At 43.1% G+C, this 24745-nt stretch carries 20 protein-coding genes; 5 read left to right on the top strand and 15 right to left on the bottom strand.

All coding sequences use genetic code 11. The annotated features are described in order from the left end of the window. Positions 1-20: 20 nt before the first annotated feature. From ACT3QN_RS06830 to hflX, 4 genes are all read right to left on the bottom strand, one after another. On the bottom strand, positions 21-731 hold the full coding sequence (locus ACT3QN_RS06830) for a lytic transglycosylase domain-containing protein (RefSeq protein WP_444529113.1): 711 nt from the start codon (positions 729-731) through the stop codon (positions 21-23). A gap of 573 nt (positions 732-1304) precedes the next feature. Further along, positions 1305-1994, bottom strand: a complete 690-nt coding sequence (locus tag ACT3QN_RS06825; protein ID WP_444529112.1) for an LrgB family protein — start codon at positions 1992-1994, stop codon at positions 1305-1307. A gap of 16 nt (positions 1995-2010) precedes the next feature. Next, positions 2011-2445, bottom strand: coding sequence for a CidA/LrgA family protein (locus ACT3QN_RS06820; RefSeq protein ID WP_444529111.1), 435 nt, complete (start codon positions 2443-2445; stop codon positions 2011-2013). Positions 2446-2820: 375 nt separating this feature from the next. Then, positions 2821-4248 carry a ribosome rescue GTPase HflX gene (gene hflX / locus ACT3QN_RS06815; RefSeq protein WP_444521091.1) on the bottom strand — a complete coding sequence of 476 codons (1428 nt, stop codon included), beginning with the start codon at positions 4246-4248 and terminating at the stop codon, positions 2821-2823. Positions 4249-4554: 306 nt separating this feature from the next. Between hflX and ACT3QN_RS06810 the strand changes: the two genes are divergently transcribed. Then, positions 4555-5355, top strand: coding sequence for a lysophospholipid acyltransferase family protein (locus tag ACT3QN_RS06810; protein WP_444521092.1), 801 nt, complete (start codon positions 4555-4557; stop codon positions 5353-5355). A gap of 158 nt (positions 5356-5513) precedes the next feature. Here ACT3QN_RS06810 and ACT3QN_RS06805 read toward each other — a convergent pair whose 3' ends face one another. Together ACT3QN_RS06805 and ACT3QN_RS06800 are read right to left on the bottom strand one after the other, a co-directional pair. Beyond that, positions 5514-6554, bottom strand: coding sequence for an aldo/keto reductase (locus ACT3QN_RS06805; protein ID WP_444521093.1), 1041 nt, complete (start codon positions 6552-6554; stop codon positions 5514-5516). Between the two features lie 100 nt (positions 6555-6654). Continuing rightward, a complete protein-coding gene (locus ACT3QN_RS06800; RefSeq protein ID WP_444521094.1) occupies positions 6655-7152 on the bottom strand; it encodes an FKBP-type peptidyl-prolyl cis-trans isomerase in 498 nt (165 codons plus the stop codon). Between the two features lie 183 nt (positions 7153-7335). On the opposite strand from ACT3QN_RS06800, the gene ACT3QN_RS06795 reads away from it, so the two are divergent. Then, positions 7336-8004: a DUF1294 domain-containing protein gene (locus ACT3QN_RS06795; RefSeq protein ID WP_444529110.1), complete on the top strand. Its 669-nt coding sequence runs from the start codon at positions 7336-7338 to the stop codon at positions 8002-8004. 146 nt (positions 8005-8150) lie between these two features. Here the strand turns inward: ACT3QN_RS06795 and lspA are convergent, their stop codons facing one another. The 4 genes from lspA to ACT3QN_RS06775 form a co-directional block, all read right to left on the bottom strand. Then, positions 8151-8807 carry a signal peptidase II gene (gene lspA / locus ACT3QN_RS06790; RefSeq protein WP_444529109.1) on the bottom strand — a complete coding sequence of 219 codons (657 nt, stop codon included), beginning with the start codon at positions 8805-8807 and terminating at the stop codon, positions 8151-8153. Continuing rightward, positions 8800-11661: an isoleucine--tRNA ligase gene (gene ileS / locus ACT3QN_RS06785; protein WP_444529108.1), complete on the bottom strand. Its 2862-nt coding sequence runs from the start codon at positions 11659-11661 to the stop codon at positions 8800-8802. The genes lspA and ileS overlap by 8 nt, the downstream gene beginning before the upstream one ends. A 450-nt stretch (positions 11662-12111) precedes the next feature. Continuing rightward, entirely contained in the window at positions 12112-12660 is a 549-nt protein-coding gene (locus ACT3QN_RS06780; RefSeq protein ID WP_444529107.1) for a protein disulfide oxidoreductase, read from the bottom strand. 168 nt (positions 12661-12828) lie between these two features. Continuing rightward, the gene (locus ACT3QN_RS06775) at positions 12829-14466 is read right to left on the bottom strand and encodes a nitrilase-related carbon-nitrogen hydrolase (protein WP_444523872.1); all 1638 of its coding nucleotides are present in this window, start codon (positions 14464-14466) and stop codon (positions 12829-12831) included. Between the two features lie 471 nt (positions 14467-14937). Between ACT3QN_RS06775 and ACT3QN_RS06770 the strand changes: the two genes are divergently transcribed. Further along, on the top strand, positions 14938-15567 hold the full coding sequence (locus ACT3QN_RS06770; RefSeq protein ID WP_444523871.1) for a BLUF domain-containing protein: 630 nt from the start codon (positions 14938-14940) through the stop codon (positions 15565-15567). A gap of 103 nt (positions 15568-15670) precedes the next feature. On the opposite strand, the gene ACT3QN_RS06765 is transcribed toward ACT3QN_RS06770, so the two are convergent. After that, complete coding sequence (locus ACT3QN_RS06765; protein WP_444529106.1) at positions 15671-17110, bottom strand: FAD-binding oxidoreductase; 1440 nt, start codon at positions 17108-17110, stop codon at positions 15671-15673. Positions 17111-17553: 443 nt separating this feature from the next. Here ACT3QN_RS06765 and serA point away from each other — a divergent pair, with 443 nt between their 5' ends. After that, entirely contained in the window at positions 17554-18780 is a 1227-nt protein-coding gene (gene serA, locus ACT3QN_RS06760; protein ID WP_444529105.1) for a phosphoglycerate dehydrogenase, read from the top strand. A 144-nt stretch (positions 18781-18924) separates the two neighbouring features. Here the strand turns inward: serA and trhO are convergent, their stop codons facing one another. The 4 genes from trhO to metX form a co-directional block, all read right to left on the bottom strand. Further along, complete coding sequence (gene trhO / locus ACT3QN_RS06755; RefSeq protein ID WP_444529104.1) at positions 18925-19983, bottom strand: oxygen-dependent tRNA uridine(34) hydroxylase TrhO; 1059 nt, start codon at positions 19981-19983, stop codon at positions 18925-18927. Positions 19984-20290: 307 nt separating this feature from the next. Further along, positions 20291-20872: a tetratricopeptide repeat protein gene (locus ACT3QN_RS06750; RefSeq protein WP_444521104.1), complete on the bottom strand. Its 582-nt coding sequence runs from the start codon at positions 20870-20872 to the stop codon at positions 20291-20293. A gap of 411 nt (positions 20873-21283) precedes the next feature. Then, positions 21284-21892: a methionine biosynthesis protein MetW gene (gene metW, locus ACT3QN_RS06745; protein WP_444521105.1), complete on the bottom strand. Its 609-nt coding sequence runs from the start codon at positions 21890-21892 to the stop codon at positions 21284-21286. Beyond that, positions 21889-23259, bottom strand: a complete 1371-nt coding sequence (gene metX, locus ACT3QN_RS06740; RefSeq protein ID WP_444529160.1) for a homoserine O-acetyltransferase MetX — start codon at positions 23257-23259, stop codon at positions 21889-21891. The genes metW and metX overlap by 4 nt, the downstream gene beginning before the upstream one ends. Positions 23260-23718: 459 nt before the next feature. On the opposite strand from metX, the gene hemH reads away from it, so the two are divergent. Beyond that, the gene (hemH, locus tag ACT3QN_RS06735) at positions 23719-24738 is read left to right on the top strand and encodes a ferrochelatase (RefSeq protein ID WP_444529103.1); all 1020 of its coding nucleotides are present in this window, start codon (positions 23719-23721) and stop codon (positions 24736-24738) included. The last annotated feature ends 7 nt before the right edge of the window (positions 24739-24745 follow it).

Here is a 24745-nt window from a genome sequence, read left to right as displayed (position 1 = left end):
CTGGCTGTTAGCTAACTGGCTTAGCGTAGAGCAGCATAGGCTGAGTTAGCATAGCTAGCACTATTACCATTGCTGCTAGTACCGTAACTGATATTTTGTAAACCGCTACCCACATTGGTGCTGCCAGTTTTATTGTTGGCATTAATGCTTGAACCGAAAAGCCCTGTATCGTTCTTATACAAGCTATGGTAACGGCTCATAACTCTTTGGACATAGTTACGTGTTTCTTTAAATGGAGGGATGCCACCATACTTATCGACATTGCCTTCCCCCGCATTGTAGCCTGCGACAGCATATTCAACATTGTTATCAAAGCGGCGCATCAGCCACGCAATATATTTGGCTGATCCCTCGATATTATCGGCAGGGTTCCAAGGGTTACTTACTTTGAATCGGCGAGCAGTGGCGGGCATCAACTGCATAAGACCTTGTGCGCCTACTGGTGAGCGTGCATTTGGATTAAAAGCTGATTCAGTATGCATCATCGCTTTCATCAAGGCAGGGTCAACGCCGTTACGCTCAGCAGACGCACGAATATAACTGTCATAAGAGTTACGATTGCCGCTGTTGCTAGCGGCACTGCTACCATAGCTATCGTTGCTTGCGTCATACATCTTAGAGCTTTTGTAATGGGTGACTTTGACTGTTTTAGTAAACTTATTGAAATTACCACTAGACACACTGCGATTAGTAAGTAGTATCTGACCATCGTTGCTTTTTTTGATGTACATACTATCTGCGTGAGCTGTGACAGAAAAGGTCGAAAGAGCAACTGCACTTAGTAAGAGGGGAGATAAACAGCGTGTCATCATAGTAGTAATATTTATCATAGAGGTATCACTTTTCATCGAATAATAGCAAATTGTTTTGCCTATATATACGTTGATTTAGGCGCATAAGCGGTTACTGAGTTTGCAGAATTATTTAGTCCACTGTGAGGGCAGCAGCTTAGCAATTATCACGTTTAATAAAAAATCATTTGCAAAAGACGCAAAAAATAATAGTCGCTTACTATAGCATATAATGAATTTTTAACGCATCATATTGGTAAAATAAGTTGTAAAATCAAACTTTTATCATTAAGTGAGTCAGTATGCAATGTTTTCTGAATCACGCAACCTAATGTTTTAGTAGGTTCTTCGTGCTTGCGAACTTAGATGAATAAAGTGTCTCAACTCTTTAAGAAGCCATAATAACATTTGAATAAGTGAATGTTTTTTTAATCTGAAATTAACAATAGGTAAGCCTATTAATCGTTAAATTCTTAATAATAGGAGGTAATCTAGATATGGTTTCAGTTATGACTAGATACCGATAGCGCTGATAAAGATAGGTACCCAAACAGCGGTAACCAATCCATTTACGGCGAGTCCAAATGCAGCATAACGTCCTGCTGTATGACTGATTTGCCATGCCTCTACAGTACCAAACGCATGCGCCGCTAAACCCAATGCTAGACCTTTGGCGCGGTCATCATCGATACCACGGAATAAAAAGCGAGCGACCGTACCGCCTATCAAACCTGAGACGATGATAATTAGATTAGCCATTGCCAATGGTGCTTTGATCAAATCTGCGACACTCAGACCAATCGGCGTAGTCACAGAACGAGTAGCGAAAGCCAATAGGGTCTCATGACTGAGCGAAAATAAATAAGCCAAGGACATAGGTAATAACGCGCCAACGACACTTGCAATAGCGACGATTAAAGTGAGTTTCTTAACGGGTAAACCTTTGAAGTTCATCGCCGCCAATGGCACGGCCAAGAGTACCGTCACGTACCCTAACAGATGGTCAAACACAGGTTTTGCCGCACTATAATAGTTGTTGTAATCCCATTGCAGTATAAATAAGAAAACAAGCACTAGGACCAGTGCGGTAATGACCATCGGTAACCATGATAATTTACGTGCCAATACACGTGCAATTACGTGTGCTGCTAAGGTCAATAGTATTGCGGCTAGGGTTGCCATAAATACGCTGTCAAAAGTCATAATATCTCTCCGCAGCTCACGGCTGTCCCTTTTGCTCATTGGTAGTCGTCGTGTCGGTGTTTGCAGCATGATTGAGCCAGCGATTGGCCAATAATGCTAGTCCCCACAGTGGTATGAGCGTACTCACGATCATCGTTATCATCACACCCCATAACTCATCTCCTAGAGCGAATAGCAACAAGCCTGCACCAGCAGAAACTGGTAAAAAGGCAAAACCACTATCGACTAGTAAAGTATTACTGGCTTGCGTAAGCCAGCTTGGCAGCCCCTTAAGTAGTCGCCACGTCATCAAGATAATAAACATCGCAACTAAACCAACGATGTTGGCTGCTTTTTCGATGCCTGCCATTTGACAGAGAATAACGGCCGTTTCTCGGACAACGATAACCATGGTCAATGTTAGAATTAACGCAAGCCATAGTGGAAGATGGGAGGAGTGAGCAGACTTCATAAGCAATTCTGGCCAAGTCAGATATGAATGGGTGGTGTACAAAACAAAGTACGTGATCGCATCAATAATTCAACAGATGAAATGATGCTATAAATACTCATGGTATTAGCTTTCACTTTCAAATTATTAACGTTATCTATCAATATTTGTTGAATGTACAACAAGCGATTATATAGAGAGTGAGACAACTAATAAAGCCTATGCGCTATGACTCGTCATATCCAAAAAAAATAGACGATATCAATGGATATCGTCTATTCTATTTTAACTTACTACATAAGGATTTGTACGCCAATAGTATGAATCAAATGCTCATCAAACTATTGCCGCAAATGACTAGCTTTCATAATAGTTCTTACTTTCTAGAAATAACTATTACTTTGCTGAATCAGCTGTTTCTGAGTTTAAGGCATCAAATTCGTCAAACGCCTTTTCTTCAGCCTCTGTCATGGTTGGCTCTTCAACGTCATCAACTTTTTCAAACTCTTCGAGTACCGGCATCAGTAGTGTTGCTTGTGCAAGCGGCAATACATCGATGGGTTTCAAGTTAGCTTGACCGAGTAGCTGCCTTAAGCGATCACTTGGCAAACGAACCGTCAGACATTCGCGGCCTGTATCGTCGTAGCTTTCTTCTTCAATAACACCCAATTCATATAAAGTGTTTTTGAACTGTCCGGCATCATACGGCAAGGTCAAATCAAACGTTGTCAGTTTACCTGTTAGCAGCTGCTGTACGGCAAGCGTTAGCTCTTCCATGCCTAAATTCTGTCTAGAAGAGACATAAACGCGGTTTGGCTGACCTTCGCTAGCATAGCCGATATGTGCAGGTTCATCAGTCAAATCAATCTTATTATAGACATTGAGCACAGGCACGTCGTTATCGATCTCTGCCAATACTTCTTTGACCGCTTGAATCTGCTCGTGCATATCTTCACTGGAGGAATCAATGACGTGCAATAACAAGTCTGCCTCTAGCGTTTCTTCTAGGGTTGCATGAAAAGACTCAACCAACTCATGCGGCAGATGACGGACAAAACCAACCGTATCGACTAAGACGACACGACCAACTCCTTGCCAGTCTAGACGACGTAGGGTAGGGTCTAGCGTCGCAAACAGTTTATCAGCAGCGTAGATGTTTTCGTCAACCAAACGATTGAACAAAGTAGACTTACCCGCGTTGGTATAGCCGACCAGTGAGATGGTCGGTACGTCTGATTTTTGACGACGGGCACGGCCTTGCGCACGGGTCTGACGAACTTTTTCTAGTTTGCTCTTTAGCTGATTGACACGAGTCTGTAGTAGACGACGATCGGTCTCAAGCTGGGTTTCACCAGGTCCACGTAAACCAATACCACCTTTTTGACGTTCCAAATGCGTCCAACCACGTACTAGACGTGTTGATAAGTGGTTAAGTTGAGCCAGCTCTACTTGTAGCTTACCTTCGTAGGTACGGGCACGCTGCGCAAAAATATCCAAAATTAAACCAGTACGATCTAACACGCGGCACTTCACTAGTGCCTCGATATTACGCTCTTGTGACGGCGACAAGCTGTGATTAAACAATACGATATCGGCATCGTGCTCACGTACCATTTCTGCAATTTCTTCTGCTTTTCCGCTACCAACGAAGTATTTGGCGTCAGGACGTGAGCGTGAGCCGGTGACCAGTGCCAAACGATCGGCACCTGCTGAGTCAGCCAACAGCTCAAATTCACTAAGATCATCAGGATCTTGAATTTGGCGGATGTCTAAATGTACTAAAATGGCGCGTTCGCCACCTTCATGTCTTTCAAAATAATCCAAAGAGTATCACCTATTTAATAAAGTAAATGTCTCGCTATTATCAGCTCAATAAGTGTTGACGTAGCGTTCATATGATTATCTATATATGGTCTTATCACTTGATATTAAAGCGTATTAGCACAATTAGCGATGGTTTTATGTTACAGCGTTTGCTGCTGATAATTTTTTATAAATTTGCTTTATTACTCGTTTGTATAAAAGTCAGCGCACACTGAGTGAACAAGCTATCACTGAGTGTGTGAACTTTGTTATACTGGGCTCGTTTTTTGACTATTAAACACCCGTTATTTAATCATGAGGGCGAAGATGAGCCAAGCTAAATCAAGCTTTTCACTCAGACGACAGTTGAGCCGAGGCAGACAAGTTGCTGGTATGACCACGACCATGGTCGGCGGCATACGTGCGGCAAAGCGTATCGGCGCATTTAAGCAGCCACCACGCGAAACCCTACCACGTTATATCCAGACGTTTTGCCGAAAAATGGCAGGCTCTTTTGGGGTAAAAGTGGTAGAAGTGGAACCTGTAGAGCAGTTCCATGGCTTGTGGGTATCGAATCACGTGTCATGGATGGATATTCCGGTCGTTGGTACTGTGAGCCCAGCGTTCTTTTTATCCAAGGCTGAGATTGGTGACTGGCCTGTATTTGGCAAACTTGCCCATGCTGCAGGGACGCTTTTCATTGAACGTGGTTCCGGTGATGCAAGCTCAGTATCGGCACAGATTGCTGATTTTTTAGCCAAAGGTTTTTCGATTATTTTTTTCCCTGAGGCGACCACAACTAGTGGTAAAAAAGTAAAACGCATTCATGGAACATTACTACAAGCAGCCATAGATGCTGATGTGCCTATCAGACCGATCATCATCGCTTATGTCAATAAAGACGGTACACTAAGTGACGCATTGCCATATTATGGTAAGCTGACGATGAAAGAAAGTATGAAAAAAGTGCTCGATAGCAAAAACGTGACCGCTTATGTGTTGCCACTTGCGCCTATAGATCCAGAGGGTCGTAACAAAAGTGAGCTGACCAATTTATTGCAAGCACGCATGAATGAAGGATTGGCTGAGCTACATTCAAGAGTCCTTAGCACACCAGTTGAAGACTGATTACTTAAAGTTGAGCTAGTGTAGCTAACCTCAGGCAGTCAATAAAAGGGCGCAAATCGTTTCGATTTGCGCCCTTTTTTGTGGCCGATTTAATAGAGCAGGCATAATCTCATTTATTCAGCAGGCTCTATCAAAATTTAAACTCTATGAAAGACCAACTATGGCGATGGATTAGGTTGCTGTGCATGTACCGCCTCAATCGCTTCCAAGACATCTGCTGTCAGCTTCACATTGACACTGTCGATGTTTGATTTGAGTTGCTCGGTCGTCGTTGCTCCAATGATGTTACTGGTGACAAAGTGACGAGAATTTACAAAAGCTAATGACATTTGCGCCATGTCCAAACCTGCATCAGCAGCTATCTTGGCATATTGTTCAGTGGCTGATTTGGCTTGCTCATTCACATAACGACCAAAACGATCATACATGGTCAAACGTGCGCCAGTTGGACGTTTACCATCGAGGTATTTACCAGACAATACACCAAAACCAAGCGGCGAATAAGCAAGTAGACCCACGTTTTCACGATGAGCAATCTCTGCCATATTAACTTCGTATAAACGGTTCAATAGGCTATATGGGTTTTGCACGGTAAGTGGTGGAATTAGGCCGTTTTTATCTGCTTCCCATAGATAGCGCATGAGTCCCCAGGCGGTATCATTTGATAAGCCATACGCACGAATACGACCCTTTTTGATTTCATTGTTCAACGCCTGAATGGTTTCTAAAAATGGTGTTAAATCATCTAATGACTGTGTTGCCATGTCTTCTGTGTAGCCGCGCTGACCGAAAAAGTTTGTTTTACGCTCAGGCCAGTGTAGCTGATAGATATCAATATAATCGGTTTGCAGACGTTCAAGGTTGCCATCAATGGCGCTGCTGATATGCTCGGCGTTAAGGCGAGTTTGTCCATCACGCAAAAAATCCATTGGTGATATTTTGCTAGCGAGAATAACTTTGTCACGCTGTTTGGTTTTGTTAAACCAAGTACCCATAAAGCGCTCGGTATCGCCCTGTTTGTCTTTATCTGGTGGTGACGGGTACATCTCGGCGGTATCCCAAAAGTTCACACCTTCACTGAGTGCCATGTCCATTTGCTCATGTGCTTCGGACTCAGTATTTTGCTGTCCCCATGTCATTGTACCCAAACAGATTTTAGATACTTTCTCGTCGAGTTGCGGTAACGTTTGATACTGCATATAAGTCTCCCTTTTGGCTGTTTTTATTGATATTAATTTTTATCGTCGCAAGCTTTTATCTTAGTTAATGTCTAACGACTTTTTGTTAGTTTTTAAAAGGCTACATTAATTTGATACCTGTGACTCCAGGCGGTGTGACTTTAAAGATTTTTACTTTGAACAGTACGTCTTGTCCTGCCAGTGGGTGGTTAAAGTCCACTTCAACTTGGTCTTCATCGATGGCACTGATCGTACCAGGTAGCGTGTTTTTACCTTTGTCTTCGAACTCAACCATCATGCCAATCTCTGGATTGTCAGCGACTAGCGCAAACTGAGTACGACTAAAATGTTGGATGTTTTCAGGGTTCCACTCACCAAATGCCTGCTCTGGCTCAAGGTGTGCGGTACGAGTGTCACCAGCGCGTAGATTCATCAGTACTTGCTCAAAACCGGGTAACAAGCTTTCATCACCAACGGTCAAAGACACAGGTGCATCACGGTTAAAGGTTGAATCGATGATAGTACCGTTTTCTAGTGAAACTTCGAAGTGCAGCTTAACAAGGCTACCATGAGCGATACGCGTGTCTTCGTTTGGATTAATAAATTGAGATTGAGTCATAATAAAAAACCATCTGTTGCTAGAATAAAAGAATAGAAAATAATGAGTTTGATTACAGTATTGGTAATTGCAGTATTATAGTGTAAGAAATAATAAGCCATCTAGGGCCAGATGTAAGCGTCAATAATGTAACGCAGATGGTGTACTATAACTGGCAATTCTAAAAGATATGAGGTGTCGGTGGTGAATAAACAACAAGGCACTGTCAAAAAATGGCAGGATGATAAAGGATTTGGCTTTATTGAGACTGAAGCGGGCGATTCGGTCTTCTTTCATGTGAGTGAGTTTAAGGCTCAGCGCCGTCCTGATATCGGTGAGCAAGTCGTCTTTAGTATTGGGCAAGATGCAGAGGGGCGTAGGCGAGCCAAGCAAGTACAAGAGCTTGGTTTCGTACAGCAAAAAATGGCACAAAAAAACCAGCAAATCCGTCAGCGTAATCAGAAACGTAGCCATCAAGCGGAGTTTGAAGCAGGTCAAAAGAAGCGCTCATTTCTTGGACTGGCTTTTTATGGTGTCTTAGTTTTATTAGCTGCAACAGATAGACTGAGCTGGCTGGTGGTCGGCTGGTACGTCGTGCTAGGGATTGTTACTTATGGCATGTATGCCAAAGACAAAGCTGCTGCGCAAAGTGGCGACTGGCGTACGCCTGAGTCTACACTGCATATACTAAGCGCGCTTGGCGGTTGGGTAGGCGCGTTGCTCGCACAAACGTATCTGCGTCACAAATCACAAAAGCCTGAGTTTCGAGTTACTTACTATTTAACCGTCGTTGTGAATATGGCAGGGTTGCTGTTTTTATTGGCAGGTGGTGGGTTAGAGACTTTGACTGATTTATTATCAGAGTTGCTATAACTGTATAATATATACTGCTATGGTTGGTGATATCGATATTTATATAAAAATTTATGATTAATAGCAGATAAAAAAAAGGCGGGTTACGACTACGTAACCCACCTTTTTTATTTATCAATTGAATTAATATCTCTAGCTATAGATGGTTATGACCGTGGCATTTCACGCTTTTTTTCCAAAAACAGCATATCGATGACAATCAATAAGACGCCGAGAGAGATACCAATATCAGCGATATTAAAAATTGGATAATGCCAAACATCAGCATAGTGCACATGAATAAAATCAATCACATGACCATGCAACAAGCGGTCGATTAAATTACCAACTGCACCGCCTAATACTAAGGCTAGACCAAAAGATAACAACGTGGCTTTACGAGGTGCTTTAATCAAATAGATGATTAAAAACAGCGACATGAGTAATGCCAGCCCTGAAAAAAACCACTTCTGCCAACCGCCAGCATCCGCTAAAAAGCTAAATGCCGCACCGTAGTTATAGGCTAATGTCCAATTGAGGAATGGCTCAATCACGGGTACTGGATCATGAAAGGTCAGTTTGTTTTCTGCCAGCCATTTGGTCCACTGATCGATGATGACGACAATCAATGCCAATACATACCATACAAAAGCACGACTACCATTAGCTACCAGCTTTGGTGTCCTATTTGTTGACTTGGTCAGGCGGCTTCTAGGCGTAGTTGAGCTACCTGTGGTCGCATGGGCAGGCTTAGGCGAGTTGTCAACTTCAACCTGTGGCTGCTGGTCATGCTGGCTTTCAGATGAATCTGTTGGGTTAGGCATAGTGACGTACCTCGCCGTCGCCACTGACGTTGGTCACGCAGCGCGCGCATAGTTCAGGGTGTGCGCTATCTGTACCGATGTCATCACGAATGTGCCAGCAGCGTACACACTTAGTACCGGTAGCCGCGCTGACTTGTACTACTAAGTCGACAATCTCTTCTGTACTTTCTGCGTTCGCATCGTCTGTCTGTTTGATGCTATCAGCAGGTGCTTCACTCATTGGCTTCAATGTAGCGTTGCTAGTAATTAGTACAAAACGTAGCTCTTCATTAAGCTTGGCTAGGCTTTCATACATTGCACCGTCAGCGTATAGGCTCACGTCGGCAGACAAGTTGGCATTGATGATTTTTTCGCCACGTGCTGTTTCGATATGCTTGTTTACCATGTCTTTTGCTAGCATGATGCGCTGCCAGTCATCCTTGCTGATGGCACTTAGCTCAAATGCTGGGAACTCATACCACTCTTGAGTGAATACATAGCCACCTTTGTCTGCTTCACGTTGGTTCAGTACTTCCCAAGCCTCTTGGGCTGTAAAGGATAAGACTGGGGTAATCCAGCGAATCAGCGCATGAGTGATATGGTAGATAGCTGTTTGTGCAGAGCGACGAGGTTGTCCATCTGCCTGAGTGGTATACTGGCGATCCTTGATGATATCTAAGTAGAAGCTACCCAAGTCTTGCGAGCAAAACGCAGTGACGTGCTGAGTGACTTGGTGGAAATCCATCGCGTCGTAAGCGCTAATGATTTGCGCTTGTACCGTTTGTGCGCGCTCAATGATGAACTTATCAAGGCTAACCAATTCATTGATATCAATGCTGTCAGTCGCTGGATCAAAATCATCGGTATTGGCAAGTAAGAAACGTAAGGTGTTACGGATACGGCGATACATATCGATCGCACCCTTAAACACCGTTTTACCCGCGCTCATCTCATAACGATAGTCGCTTGAGGCAATCCACAGACGCAACATATCCGCGCCTGTTTTGTTGATTTCTTCTTGCGGAGTGATGATATTGCCCAGTGATTTGCTCATCTTGCGACCGTTTTCATCGACCACAAAACCATGGGTCAATACTTGCTTAAACGGTGGACGCTCATATATGGCTTCCGAAGTCAGCAGTGACGTCTGGAACCAGCCGCGATGCTGGTCAGAGCCTTCTAGGTACATATCAGCTGGATTGGTCAATTCCTCACGTTGGTCAAGTACTGCAAAATGCGTTGTACCTGAGTCAAACCAAACGTCTAAAGTGTCAGTGGCTTTGTCGTAGTCAGCGGCCTCTTTTCCTAAGAAATCTTCACAGCTAGCATCAAACCAAGCTTCAACGCCGCCTTCATGAATTTTTTGTGCCGCGACTTCCATCAGCTCAAGCGTATTTGGATGCAGCTCACCTGTGTCTTTGTGCGTAAAGAAAGTAATCGGCACGCCCCACGTACGCTGGCGTGAAATACACCAGTCGGGGCGACCATTCATCATTGATTCGATGCGGTTTTGTCCCCAAGCTGGCGTCCAGTTTACCGATGGAATATCAGCAAGCGCGCGAGCACGTAAGCCTTGGGTTTCCATATTGATAAACCACTGAGGGGTGGCACGGAAAATAATTGGCGACTTATGACGCCAGCAGTGTGGATAGCTATGTTCAATTTTGGTATGGCTGACTAAATGACCGTTGTCATGTAAGGCAGCGATGATTTTTGGATTGGCTTTATAGATATGTTCGCCCGCAAATACAGCAGCACTATCTAGGTACACGCCAGTACCGCTCACTGGGTTTTCCACTGGTAAGTTGTATTTTAGACCAACGATATAATCGTCTAAACCGTGACCAGGTGCGGTATGTACCAGACCAGTACCACTATCGGTAGTCACATGATCACCCAAGATAAGCGGCACTTGACGGTCTTCAATCAGTGGATGCTGGGCACGCAGGCCTTCAAGCTCGCTGCCTGATACAGTTGCTAGGATGCCATTGTTATCCAGTTTTAGTTCACTCAATGCAGTTTCGACAAGATCTGCTGCTAATAAGAAGTTGCCTTTGTCAGTCGCGACCACGCTATAGTTATGTTCAGGATGTACTGAGATAGCTTGGTTAGCAGGTAGCGTCCATGGCGTGGTGGTCCAGATAACCGCAGCGATGTTATCTGCGATATCTGCCAATGCGGCTATTTTATCTGTACCAAGCACATCAAAGCTGACATAGATCGCATCAGAAACCTTGTCTTGATACTCTACTTCTGCTTCTGCGAGGGCAGAGCTACAGTCCAAGCACCAGTTGACTGGCTTCATACCGCGAGTCACATGACCATTGTCATAGATTTTGGCAAGGGCGCGCACAATGTTAGCTTCTTGATGGAAATTCATGGTTAGATAAGGATTGTCCCAATCACCAAACACACCTAGACGCTTGAAGTCTGTCTTTTGCAGTTCAATCTGCGTACTCGCATATTCACGGCATAGGCCACGGAACTCAGTGGCAGAAACTTTTTTACCAACTTTACCAACCTTGGCTTCGACCTTTTGTTCGATTGGTAGACCATGGCAGTCCCAACCAGGGACATAAGGCGCATCAAATCCTGATAAAGTTTTTGACTTTACGATAATGTCTTTTAGTACTTTATTAACTGCATGCCCCAAGTGAATCTGACCGTTAGCGTATGGAGGGCCATCGTGCAAAATATACTTAGTTGCACCAGCACGCGCCTGACGAATTTTACCGTACACGTCATCCGCTTCCCAAGCAGCTAGCCAATCTGGCTCGCGTTTGGCAAGGTTTGCGCGCATCGCAAATGGTGTGTCTGCAAGGTTCAGCGTATCTTTATAATCTTGGCTTGGTTTGTCAGTGCTTTTATCAGTCATAGAAGGTATCTTTTTAAAAGGTAGGTTTGTGTGTCGGTTCAAAACCGGATACAAGGCTCGATTTTCAATGTATTTCAATATAATACTGAGGTTTATGCTGTGTTGATAATGCTTAATTACTAATAGTAGGTATATTGCTCATCATCGTTGATTTATCAACCATCATGTCAATAAATACCTATCGTCGCTCATTAGTCGGTAAATCGTTACGTCAATAATAAATGGTAACGAAACGATTGCAACATAAAATATGCTAGTAAGAATAATTCAAAAAAATATTTAGATCGGCAGCTATTATATGACAAAAAGGATAGGGTAAAAAGAGCTGTGCAAGGTCAGCCCAATTTTGCCCAATATCAATCATTTGTCCGAGTCTTATATCCTTAGCGCAGACAGAACTATAATTACTTTGAATAATGCTTCATTGAAACATAAAGTATGGCTCAAGTGCTAAAAAATTGACGCCAACCATAAGCGCAGTTTCAATGACCATAATGGCTGAATACCCGTTAACCCTTGTGTCATCTCACCATTTTCTAATACCACATACGATGGCGTGACTTGCCCTTGCCAGTCTGTGAAGATATCGCCTTGTTGATCGTTTATAGTGGTGAAGTCAAACTGATGCTGATCAAGATAGCGACGTAATTCTTGATTTGAGCCTGACTGTACAGCAACAGTGACAACGGGATAATTATCTGCTGCCAGTTTATTGATGGTAGGTGATGTGAAACTACAGACTGAACACCACGTACCCCAAAAATATACCAGTGTAGGCTGCTCATGACTCATCGCTGCTAGATCGACAGTTTGTCCTTGGTAATCGGCCAGTTGCAACTGAGGGTTGGCAGGCATGACAGGTTGTCGCCACCAATTGACTACACTATAGATTACGACAAACATGAGACCATATAACATTATCGTCTTAATGGTTGAAATTATCTTTTGCTTCGGTTGCTTCTTTGATTTTATTTCTTTTTGCTCAATATCAGTCGTCATGACATCCACTTTTTAGATTGCATATTTTTGTCAAATGATGGTTTACCGTGACTGCCTATCTTATAAAGATTGTCTATACAGTCATTACATAAATAATAAATAAAAATAAACGGCTAAAAATTAGCCGTTTATTCACAAAGTCTACTATAAGTGTGTCATGTCAATCTATTATGGCTTTTGTGCTCGGTTTTGTAATGGATCGCCAATCAGTACGCTACCTGAATTTTCGCGGCGTTCTTCATCGCTTAACTTACTCGCTGGCACTTTAGACTTGCGTTTCCACTTTAAGCTGAACAAATCATCACGGCGATCGATTAAGTTATGTACTGAGCCCTCATGACGGACATGGGTAAGCTTGTCTAAGTTCACATCAGAGAAGAATACCATTTCAGTATTGGCGGTGGTTTCTGCCATGATTGCATCATGTGGGAACGCAAAGTCTGATGGTGAAAAAATCGACGACTGAGCGTACTGAATATCCAAACTCTCGACTTGTGGTAGATTACCCACTGAACCACAAATCATCACATAGCACTCATTTTCGATAGCACGGGCCTGTGCGCAATGACGTACACGTAGATAACCGTTTTTGGTATCAGTCCAAAAAGGCACGAACAATATATCCATGTCATCAAGTGCCATCAGACGTGCAAGCTCAGGGAACTCAACATCATAGCAGACCAAGATGCCGACACGACCCGCATCTGTATCAAACACTTTAACTTCATCGCCGCCTTCGATTACCCAAGCGCTACGCTCATGCGGGGTAATATGAATTTTGCGTTGTTCTTCAACGGTACCATCACGGCGGCATAGATAGCTGACGTTGTATAAGGTATCGTCTTCGTCCAGTAACGGCATAGAACCTGTAATGACATTGACGTTATAACTGACGGCTAAATGCGAAATTTCATTTTTGAACCACTCGGTATAACCCGCCAAAAATCGAATAGCAATATTTTGATCGGTTTCTTCGCATAGACCCATCAGTGGCGCATTAAAAAATTCAGGTAAGCAAGCAAAGTCTGAGTTGTAGTCAGCCATGATATCGACAAAAAACTCAACCTGTTGCAGTAGCTCTTCAGGTGATTCGACTTCACGCATTTGCCATTGAATACCACCAATACGTACTTCAGACTTGCGAGTATTAGGCTTATAGTCTTTAGGCTCATAATAAATATTTGCCCACTCAAGCAAGGTAGCAAAGCCCTTTGATTGCTTATCATCTGGCAGGTAAGCGGTCAAAATACGTTTAACGATAAAACCATTAGATAGCTGGAAAGACAAAGCTGAATCGTGAATTTCGCGGCTTTCAACGGCATCAATATAATCGCCTGGCGAGAGATCTTTGTGGTTATGATAGTTAGGTATGCGCCCACCAGCCAAAATAGCGCGGAAATTTAACTGTCGACATAGCTCTTTGCGCGCGTCATAAAGACGACGACCGAGGCGGTAGCCACGATAATCAGGGTCGATGAGTGCATCTAAACCATAAATGGCGTCGCCTTCTGGATTGTCTCTGATAATTTCTTTTTGCCCAATCAAATCGTCATAGGTATGCGGGTTTGAAAATTTGGCATAGTCAACGCGCATAGATAACACGATACCAATCAGCTGATCATGATCAAATAAGGCAATCTGACCTTCAGGAAAAGCGTCGATTAAAGTATGAATGGTTGTTTTTGACCAAGCGCCACCCAAGTTTACATAGACACGATCCATCAAAGCTTTTAACTGTGGATAGTCTTTTTTCTTAATCTCAGCAATCGTGAGATGAAAGTCATCTAATTTTTCCATCTTGCTCATAATTTTCCTGTCTTAAATAATAATTGAGTTTAGCGTTATCAAATAATGGTGTCGTAGCACGTCAATATGCCGTTTTTATGCAAAAAAAGTAATAAAAACATTTCAATAGGGAGATATTGTCGTTACAATAATTTATTGCTCTATTTACAATAAGTTATGATGATATTTTCATCTATTTTGCTCTCTATATTTAGTACTGGTTTTGACTAATGTAGAGAGTTAAAGAACAAAGCCGTTGCACTATATCTGCTACTATTTTGTTATTTATTATCTCAATACAGAATCTAAATAATATCTATCAGTATCTTTTGTTTCGCTTGCTATGATAGCAAGCTGTAACGGTCATAACAGTCCCACGTAGTAAATATTTGCTACGTTTTTGTGAGTCAATTTTTTGGTTCAACTCAGGCATAGTATTGTGTTGCTTGTTTCGTTTAGCCGTTTTTCTTCGGCTTTTAGGATTATTTTATTATGCCTTTTAATCATACCAATAGAGTCATCAAGTGGGATGACATAGATGACTCATCTTTGGTTCAGTTGGTTTATGTCAGCACGTTGACTGTTGGCTCGCGTTTGAGTAGCTCTATCTTTGATGAAGTAGAAGGCCATGCACGTAACTACAATCAACAGCATAGCATTACAGGTACGTTATGCTATGGCAACGGTCACTTTTTGCAATGTATCGAAGGAAAAAAGTCAGACGTATTTGCCTTACAAAAGCGTATCTTTGCTGATAGCCGTCATAAGAATGTAGAAGTATTGCTATTACAACTAATCGATCAACGCAGTTTTGATGACTGGCGTATGCGCTTGCTGTTTTTAGAACGTTGGTTATGGTCGCCAGCGACCAAGAAGCAGGCCGCACAGTTGTCTCCGTTTTTACCCTTTGCACCGCACGGTTGGTCGTCAGATCGGACCGAGCAGTTTTTGCAAATTATTAAAACCTTTGATAGTCCGCCCCACATTAAGGCGGCGGGTATTACCTACAATGCATTGGGTAACATGGTGCGCCATATCGCCGCACCCCATCAGGCGTTTCTGATTATTCAAGGATTCCTGAGCATATTACTGGTTGTCGCGCTGATGTTGTTGTATTTATAAATCGCAGTTTTTACGAGCTATGTTTTTACAAGTTATAAAGCCAAAAAAAGACGCTAGCCTTTCGGTTTAGCGTCTTTTTATTTGAGATAAGCGTGTAAAGCGCTCATTGCATATCAAAAATCTTACCCCGGTTCATAATGTTGTTTGGATCAAACACTTTCTTAACCTCTTTGAGATATTCAATCTCAGTCTCACTACGGCTGTAATTCAGATAAGGCTTTTTCGTCATACCAACCCCATGCTCGGCAGATACTGAACCGCCATATTTTTGTACGGTCTCAAATACGTATTTATTCACAACCTGACACTCAGCAAAGAAATCATCTTTGCTCATACTTTCAGGCTTTAAGATATTAAGGTGCAAGTTGCCATCGCCGATATGACCGAACCAGCAGACTTCAAAATCAGGATAGTTGCTGCTAACAATGTCATCAATCTCTTCGATAAAGGTCGGTACGTGACTGATAAGGACTGATACATCGTTCTTATAAGGGGTGAATACTGAGATGGTCTCTGAGATATACTCGCGTAGCTTCCACAGCTCTTCAGCCTGCGTGAGGTTTTGGCTCATCACACCATCGACAACCCAGCCTTGTTCCATACAATGCTCAAATATGGCCATGGCTTTATCCATGATAGGCTCATATGGTGCCTCAAATTCTAATAGCGTATAAAACTTGGTGCGTGACTCAAAAGGTTCTTGTACTTGACCGTGTGCCATCAGCTTATCAATCGCCACATCGTCAAAGAACTCAAAAGCCGTCAAATCAATTTGCGCTTGAAAGGCAGAGAGCACGTTCATCACGTCATTAAAGCTGTCCATGCCAAGTACCATGACGTTTAAGTCTTGTGGCTGACGCTCAAGCTTGATTTGTGCATGAGTGACAAGACCAAGTGTCCCTTCACTACCGATGAACAATTGGCGCAAGTCATAACCGGTGGCGTTCTTTACCATACCGCGATTCAATTGCAAGATGTCACCTTTGCCAGTAACCACAGTCAATCCCATGATCCATTGACGGGTCATGCCATAGCGAATGACTTTGATACCGCCCGCATTGGTACCGATATTGCCACCGATTTGACTTGAGCCTGCTGAGGCAAAATCGACAGGGTAGTATAGGTCTTTCGACTCAGCGAATTCTTGCAATTGCTGAGTAACCACGCCAGCTTCAATCTCGACCATACGGTCTGCAGGATAGAACTGACCGATATGGTTCATTTTATCCATGCTGACGACGATTTCACCATTGGCAGCGACTGCTCCAGCAGATAGACCGGTACGACCACCACTTGGGGTAAGGACGAGGTTGTGCTCATTGGCAAGCAGTACGATAGTTTGTACTTGTTCAGTAGTCTTTGGAAAGACGATGGCAGCGGCGGCAGGGGAAAAGTGTTTGGTCCAGTCTTTACCCCAGTGCTCTAAGCTTTCAGCATCTGTCTTGATTTGGGTCGAGTCGAATTCATGAGTTTCAGTGAGCGTGCGTAAGATGGCTTGCACGGCATTGGTTTCTGATGTGGTCTGATCGGTAGTTAGAGTCATGGTCAAATCTCAATATTGGCGTAAGCACGATGCTGGGATTGCTCATTATATAGCGAAATAACTATAAATTCATTGATGAGTCAGCTCGTAGAGGTAATAAGTGGATGATAGTTTTTACATATAAAAGAAAGAAAGTAATAAGTAATTGATTCGATTGGTTTCAAGCAGAATAATTCACTATAGCATAAAAATTTTTCAGGCTTGATAATCAATAATTCATCTAATCTGCTAACATCGACTCAAAATTTTGTGTAAGATATTGGGACTGCTTTCGTTTCATCCACCATGTAGTCAAAGTATTAGTAAATAGTGATGGCACGAACCTCACTTAACGTACTCAACGTACTATTTACACTTTATTGCTTTGTGCTCACTTTAAACTGCTTCGACTATAGATTTATCCCTAAGATAATTTTATAAAACAATTATAGGACAGTTCTCATATGGCATTATCACTACAAAAAGACAAAATCCGGTTTTTATTACTTGAAGGTCTACACGACAATGCTTTAAAAGTATTAGAAGGCGCTGGTTATCATAATATTGAAAATATCAGTCACGCTTTAGACAAAGATGAGCTGATCGAAAAGATCAAAGATGCACATTTTATCGGTATTCGTTCGCGTACTCAGCTGACGCGTGAAGTACTTGAGCATGCGCATAAACTTATCGGTATTGGTTGCTTTTGTATTGGTACTAACCAAGTGGACCTAGAGGCAGCTCGCGATCTTGGTATCCCTGTCTTTAACGCACCATTCTCGAACACTCGTTCGGTAGCTGAGCTAGTATTGGCTGAAGCCATCATGCTGTACCGCGGTATTCCTGAAAAAAATGCTACTGTACATCGCGGCGGCTGGGGTAAGTCTGCGACCAATTCACACGAAGTGCGTGGCAAGACCATCGGTATCGTCGGTTATGGTTCTATCGGCTCGCAGCTGTCTGTCTTGGCAGAAAGCTTCGGTATGAAAGTTATTTATCATGATGCCGTGACCAAATTGCCACTAGGCAACGCGGTACAAGTTGGTAGCCTAGAAGAGCTATTATCAACGGCTGATATCGTAACATTGCATGTGCCTGATGTGCCAAGCACCCGTTATATGATGAAAGCTGAACAGTTCACTCAGATGAAAGAAGGCAGTTACTTTATCAATGCGGCTCGCGGTACTTGTGTCGAGATTGATGATCTTGCTGATGTGTTGGAATCAGGCAAGTTATTGGGTGCAGCTATTGATGTGTTCCCGAAAGAGCCAAAATCAGCTGACGAAGAGTTTGAGTCACCATTACGCAAGTTCGACAATGTGATTTTGACGCCGCATATCGGTGGCTCAACACAAGAAGCACAGGCCAATATCGGACTGGAAGTAGCTGATAAGTTTGTTAGATACTCTGACCAAGGTGATACGGCGACAGCAGTAAACTTCCCAGAAGTTTCTATTCCGTTCAAAGAAAACTCTCATCGTCTACTACATATCCACAAAAACGTACCAGGCGTACTGTCTCAGATTAACCGTCTGTTTGCTGAAGCAGGGATTAACATCCTAGCGCAGAGCCTAATGACAGAAGGTGATGTGGGTTATCTAGTGATGGATGTTGATTATAATGACTCAACAGCTGCACTAGACCAGTTAAAAGATGTAGAAGAGACCATCCGTGTACGTATATTATTTTAATGGAGTCAATCCACTATAAAGTTGGATCGACTATATCAACGCTAATAGTTTTAATACGCGTTGAAAATTTTTCATAAAAAAAGAGAGGCTCTATTGATTAGAGCCTCTCTTTTTTCACTTCTTTTTATTTTACTAACACTAAGTTTAGTTCGCTTTAGCGTTGTTTGTAGCTTCTGCTTGCAGACGTGCTTCCGTCTTAGCGGCCTTACGTTTTTCGATTACATCCATCACATCACTGCCGATATGGGCTTCGCCGCGCTTTTTCGCTAGCTGCATCTGATGCTCACGCTCACGGAAACGAGCTTTTTGCTCATCGGTTGCCTTGTCGATACAATGCGGGCATGACTCACCTTTGATATAAGCCGGACTTTGCATGTCGTCGACAGTAATCGGCATACGGCAAGCAAAACACTGTTCGTAGTTGCCTTTTTCTAAATTATGGTTAACTGAGACACGGTTATCAAAAACAAAGCAATCGCCTTGCCACATAGAGTCACTAGCAGGGACTTCTTCCAAGTATTTTAGGATACCACCTTCTAAATGATAGACTTCTTCAAACCCTTGCTCGCGTAAATACGCAGTAGATTTCTCGCAGCGGATACCACCCGTACAGAACATCGCCACTTTTTTGTGCTTGGTTGGGTCAAGCTCTTGTGAGACATATTTTGGGAACTCGCGGAAAGTTTCAGTGTTTGGGTTAACCGCGTTTTGGAAAGTACCAATTTGTACTTCATAATCGTTACGTGTGTCAATTAAGGTGACTTCAGGATCTGAAATTAATGCATTCCACTCACTTGGCTTCACATAGCGACCAACAGATTCTAATGGATCAATATTCTCGACACCCATAGTGACAATTTCTTTTTTCAGCTTTACTTTAGTGCGATAAAAAGGCTGTGCGCCAGTATAGGACTCCTTGAAAGCAAAAGTACCAACTGCCTCAATACTACGCAGATAGTCAAGGACAGTATCGATACCTTGGCGCGTACCAGAAATCGTACCGTTGATGCCTTCACTTGCAAGCAACAACGTACCTTTTACATCGTTGTCGATCATAGTATTTAAGATCGGTTCACGATACTGCTCAAAATCAGCAAAACGTGTGAACTTATAGAGTGCTGCAACGACGATATTGTTAGTGACACTGTCGTAGGCGGGCGCTGCTTTGTTATCAGTTATCGCGGTTTCTTTGTTGATGCTCATGTTTTTCTCCTGCTGGCTAGGTCGTAAACCTAGTGCGTTGGGTTAACAGTCTGGTTCAAATAAATACGCTATTTGCCATCCACTTGAAATGGACTGTATTGGTTCAGAATAGTTTATAACAATAATATGATTGTGGAATTAATGCGCGCGTAGTGTAGCAAATTTTGCTAGAGATTTGAATAGTTTATCAGGCTTAGCTTGGTGTTGTAGAGAGTATTCAACCACTTATCAATAAGATAAAAAACAAAAAAGCCCAGCAAAATACTGAGCCTTTTTTATATTCAATTCGTAATACGAAAACTAGATCTTATTTACTTTGAAACCAGCTATCGGCTTGACTGCGAGCGCTAGCAATGTCTGAGCTTGATAAGTTCAATGCCAATTGACCAATTTTGCCACGGGCTTTAGTACGAACTTTTTCGTCTAACATACCGTCACGGGCAGCCAAATCGTACCATTTATAAGCATCAACCAGGTTTTCTTGCTTCTCATCTAGTAGTGCAAGCGTGTAACTAGCACGGTTGTCGCCGCGCATTGCCGCTTTTTCTAACCATAGACGTGCTTGTTGCAAGTTAGGCTGAACACCTTCGCCGCGCAAATACATGATGGCAAGATTCAACTGAGCAGGAGCAACGCCTTGCTGGGCCGCTTTGGTATACCATTGGATGGCTTGTTGGGTATTTTGAGCAATACCTTCACCTTTTTGCAAACGTTTGGCCAGATAGAACTGAGCGTGATCGTTGCCTTGGCTGGCACGACTAGACAATTCACTAATAGGCATAAGTTCAAAACGTGAGGTATCAAGTGGTACGTTTGATATTAACTCAGCATTGGCTAGACCAGCACAAGAAAATAATGCAGTAAACAACGCAGCTTTTAATAATTTCATAGCAGCTCCAAAATCAGGCAGTTAATAAGCAAAAGAATTGTACCGCTAAACATGGTCTCGCCAAAGACAGTTAGACGGCGATAACAATTAGGTGAAATCTTGCGATATGAACTTACCTAATCATTAGCAAAGGGGGTTATCAGCTCTAAATTATAGAGTTCACCCTAACTAATTAGACAAACGGTCGTAATAGTTGGATGGCTGACAATATTTTGCTAGCTTAGCACCCAAACTTACGAAACTCAAATACTAATTACACGGTCTAATAGACGTTTGTACTTGATTGCCCTTAACAAAATCAGACAGTTACTAAAAAATTATACTAAATTAACAATCTATTAAGGTTAATACTAACTCCAGCAGTAGTATTTAGTAGTCTTCAAAATCTCGAGGTAGCTGATAGTTTATCGGCTATTTCTTGGTCACTCGGTAGATAGCGACGTCTGCCAAAAGGTTAGGTGCTTGTCTGATTAACGTTTTCATTAAAGGTGTATGGCCTTTTTCAGAATCACTAACCGCGAAACGATTAATGATATGAATGTCATGCTGCGCGCATAGCAATTCAAAGTCTTTGAAAGTACATAGATGAATGTTTGGCGTGTTGTACCATTCATAAGGTAGCGCTTCAGAAACAGGCATCATGCCTTTTAGCCCTAAATGAATGCGGTTTTGCCAATGCGCAAAGTTAGGGAAGGTGATGACTGCTTCACGGGCAACTCTCAGCATATCAAGCAACAACTCATCAGGTGCTTTTACCGCTTGTAGGGCACGGGCCATGACGACCGTGTCAAAGCTATTATCAGCAAAGCGCGCTAGACCATCATTGAGGTCCTGCTCGACAATCGATAAACCATTGCCAATCGCCTCATTGATTTTGTCTTCATCAATTTCTAGTCCGTACCCTGTCACACCTAGTTTCTGCTGTAAGTGTGCAAGCAGCTCGCCATTACCGCAACCTAAATCCAGTACATGTGCTTGCGGCGCAATCCAGCGCTCTGCCAGTTGGTGATCCATTCTCATGAGCGCTCTCCTGCGGCTGGGCGGCTTTGGGTAATAAATGGCGCAGTCAAAAATCCTTTAACCGCACCCATGTAGCGAGGAATATCAAACAAGAATGAGTCATGTCCATGCGGAGCATCAATATTGATATAGCTGACTGGTTTGCCAGTAGCCATCAGCGCATCGACAATCTCTTGCGAGCGCTCAGGTGCAAAGCGCCAGTCAGTGGTAAATGACACGATCAAATATTGGCATTGTGTATGGGCAAAGGCAGCTTTGAGCGCAGAAAGCTCTTGCTGACGTTCAGATTCATTATCTTCAATCGGCGCTACCGCATCTCCTAATTCACCCTGTGCATTAGCCTTACTAGATTCGACTGATGCAGCGATAGAGCCTTCTATATTTACTGCTGACTCTATAGTATCTTTTGCTACCGTTGATGGATAATCTCGCGTCGGATCAAAGTAATCTAAGGCTTTGGTCATGAGTAGATAGGTATTGGCATCGAAGTTTTCACTAAAGCGCTCGCCTTGATAGCGCAGATAGCTTTCGACCTGAAACTCGACATCGTAGCCATACATGAATTTGCCAGATTTTAAATCACGACCAAATTTGGCTTTCATCGCGTCATCAGTTAAATAGGTAATATGTCCAACCATACGTGCTAATATCAGTCCGCGACGAGGATAGGTGCCTTCTTGTATATAGCGTCCGTCCTTAAAATCAGGGTCAGATAATATAGATTGGCGCGCCACTTCGTTGAAAGCGATATTTTGAGCAGATAGCTTTGGCGTACTGGCGATAACCACACAGCGTTTTAATCGCTCTGGATAATCAACAGACCATTGTAGCGCTTGCATACCACCCATAGAGCCACCAACGATGGCATGCCAAACGTCAATACCTAAACGATCTGAAAGCATTGCTTGGGTTTTCACCCAGTCTTTGATGGTGATCAGCGGAAAGTCAGGGCCATACACTTGCGGTTCATCGCTACTATCTGAATCAACGCTGTCTGAACTAACACTATCCGAACCAACGCTATCGGGGTTAATAGTGGTAGGCCCTGTTGAACCAAAACAGCTACCGATATTATTGACACACACCACATAGAACTGATTGGTATCGATGGCTTTATTGGGACCAATCATATTGTCCCACCAGCCCGCTTTTTTGTCATCAGGACTATGAAAGCCCGCTGCATGATGACTACCCGATAACGCGTGGCAAATTAGAATTGCATTTGATTTGTCGCTATTGAGCGTACCGTAAGTCTCTACCATTAAGTCAAACGAGGGCAGGGTACGGTTGCATTCTAACGTTAAGGGCTCAGCGAAATGAAAGTTCTGGGGCGTCACGACACCCACTGACCCTGTAGTACTGTCGATACTGGCCGAGCTGTTAGTGTGAGGTTGTGAATTAGGATGCTGGTCACTGGTATTATCAGAGCGTGCGTTCAAAGCTACCTCGCAAGACTACAATCATCAATAAAATAAAAGCAAAACGGCACGTTGTTAACAGGCTATTTTACCTACACGGTTTTTATAAACTGGGCCTGCCTATTGTATGGTGATGCGCGTTGGAGTACAACCGTCGAGCGCGCCTTTCGTGCGTGGTTTTTATGACAGATGCACCATAAACAAATAATGAATACGTCGCCAGCATCAAGTAATCAAGAGCTAATAAATAGCAACTGCGTGTCAAATTGTATAGGTACGCTTTTAGCCTGCGTCATTAATGGATAAAATGCTACACTAATAAGGTGTTCATTCAACTGTGTCTTAACAGTATCATCTCTTATTATTTTGACATCACCCTTAATAACTTACTGCTAATAAAGTGCTGCTATGAAACCTAAACTGCCCCCACGTATTGCCGTTTTGTTAGTGAATCTTGGTACACCAGATGAGCCAACAGCACCTGCCGTACGTCGTTACCTCAAACAATTTTTGTCAGACCCACGAGTGATTGAGATTCCTAAATTTCTGTGGGCGATCATTCTGAATTTATTTGTCTTACCAAGTCGTCCCAAACGCGTAGCAGAGGCTTACGCCAGTATCTGGGAAGGTGATTCACCGATTCGTAAAATATTAAAAAGCCAAGTTGAGCTGTTAGAACCACGTTTGGCTGATAGTGTGGCTCCATTTCGCGTCTCTGTGCATCCTGCGATGAGCTATGGCAACCCGGGTTTGCCTGATGTGATGGATACGCTGCGTGGTGAAGGGGTTGATCACTTTGTTATTCTACCGTTGTTTCCGCAGTACTCTGCCTCTTCAGGCGGTGCGGTATATGATGCGCTGACGAAGTGGACGCTAAAACAACGCAATTTGCCAAATTATACAATTGTCAAAGACTACTTTGCCCATCCGCTCTATATTCAAGCATTGGCCAACTCTATTCGCCGTTTTCAAGAAAAACACGGTAAGCCTGAAAAATTGATGTTCAGTTTTCATGGTATCCCGCAGCCTTATGCTGATAAAGGCGATCCTTATCCTAAACGTTGTAAATGTACCGCGGCACAAGTGGCACAAGCCCTTGGTCTGACAGAAGATGAATGGATTATTAGCTTCCAATCACGTTTTGGTAAGCAAGAATGGGTTAAGCCATATACCGATGTAGTATTGGAGGATTGGGGTAAATCAGGCGTACGCTCGGTGCAGGTGATTAGTCCAGCGTTTTCAGCAGATTGTTTAGAGACACTAGAAGAGTTGGCGATTGAAAATCGTGATAACTTCCTCAATGCTGGCGGGCAAGAGTATCATTATATTCCTGCACTGAACCTTGATGAGACGCATATGGAATTGCTTGAAGCGTTGAGTTTGCCTTTGGTAAAAGGTTGGGCTGGCACGTTAGATGGCTGGGTTTAATCCGTCA

The organism is Psychrobacter sp. AOP7-C1-14 (assembly GCF_052376135.1).
In the GTDB taxonomy this organism is placed as follows: Bacteria; Pseudomonadota; Gammaproteobacteria; order Pseudomonadales; family Moraxellaceae; genus Psychrobacter.
This window is presented reverse-complemented; position numbering and strand designations above follow the sequence as displayed.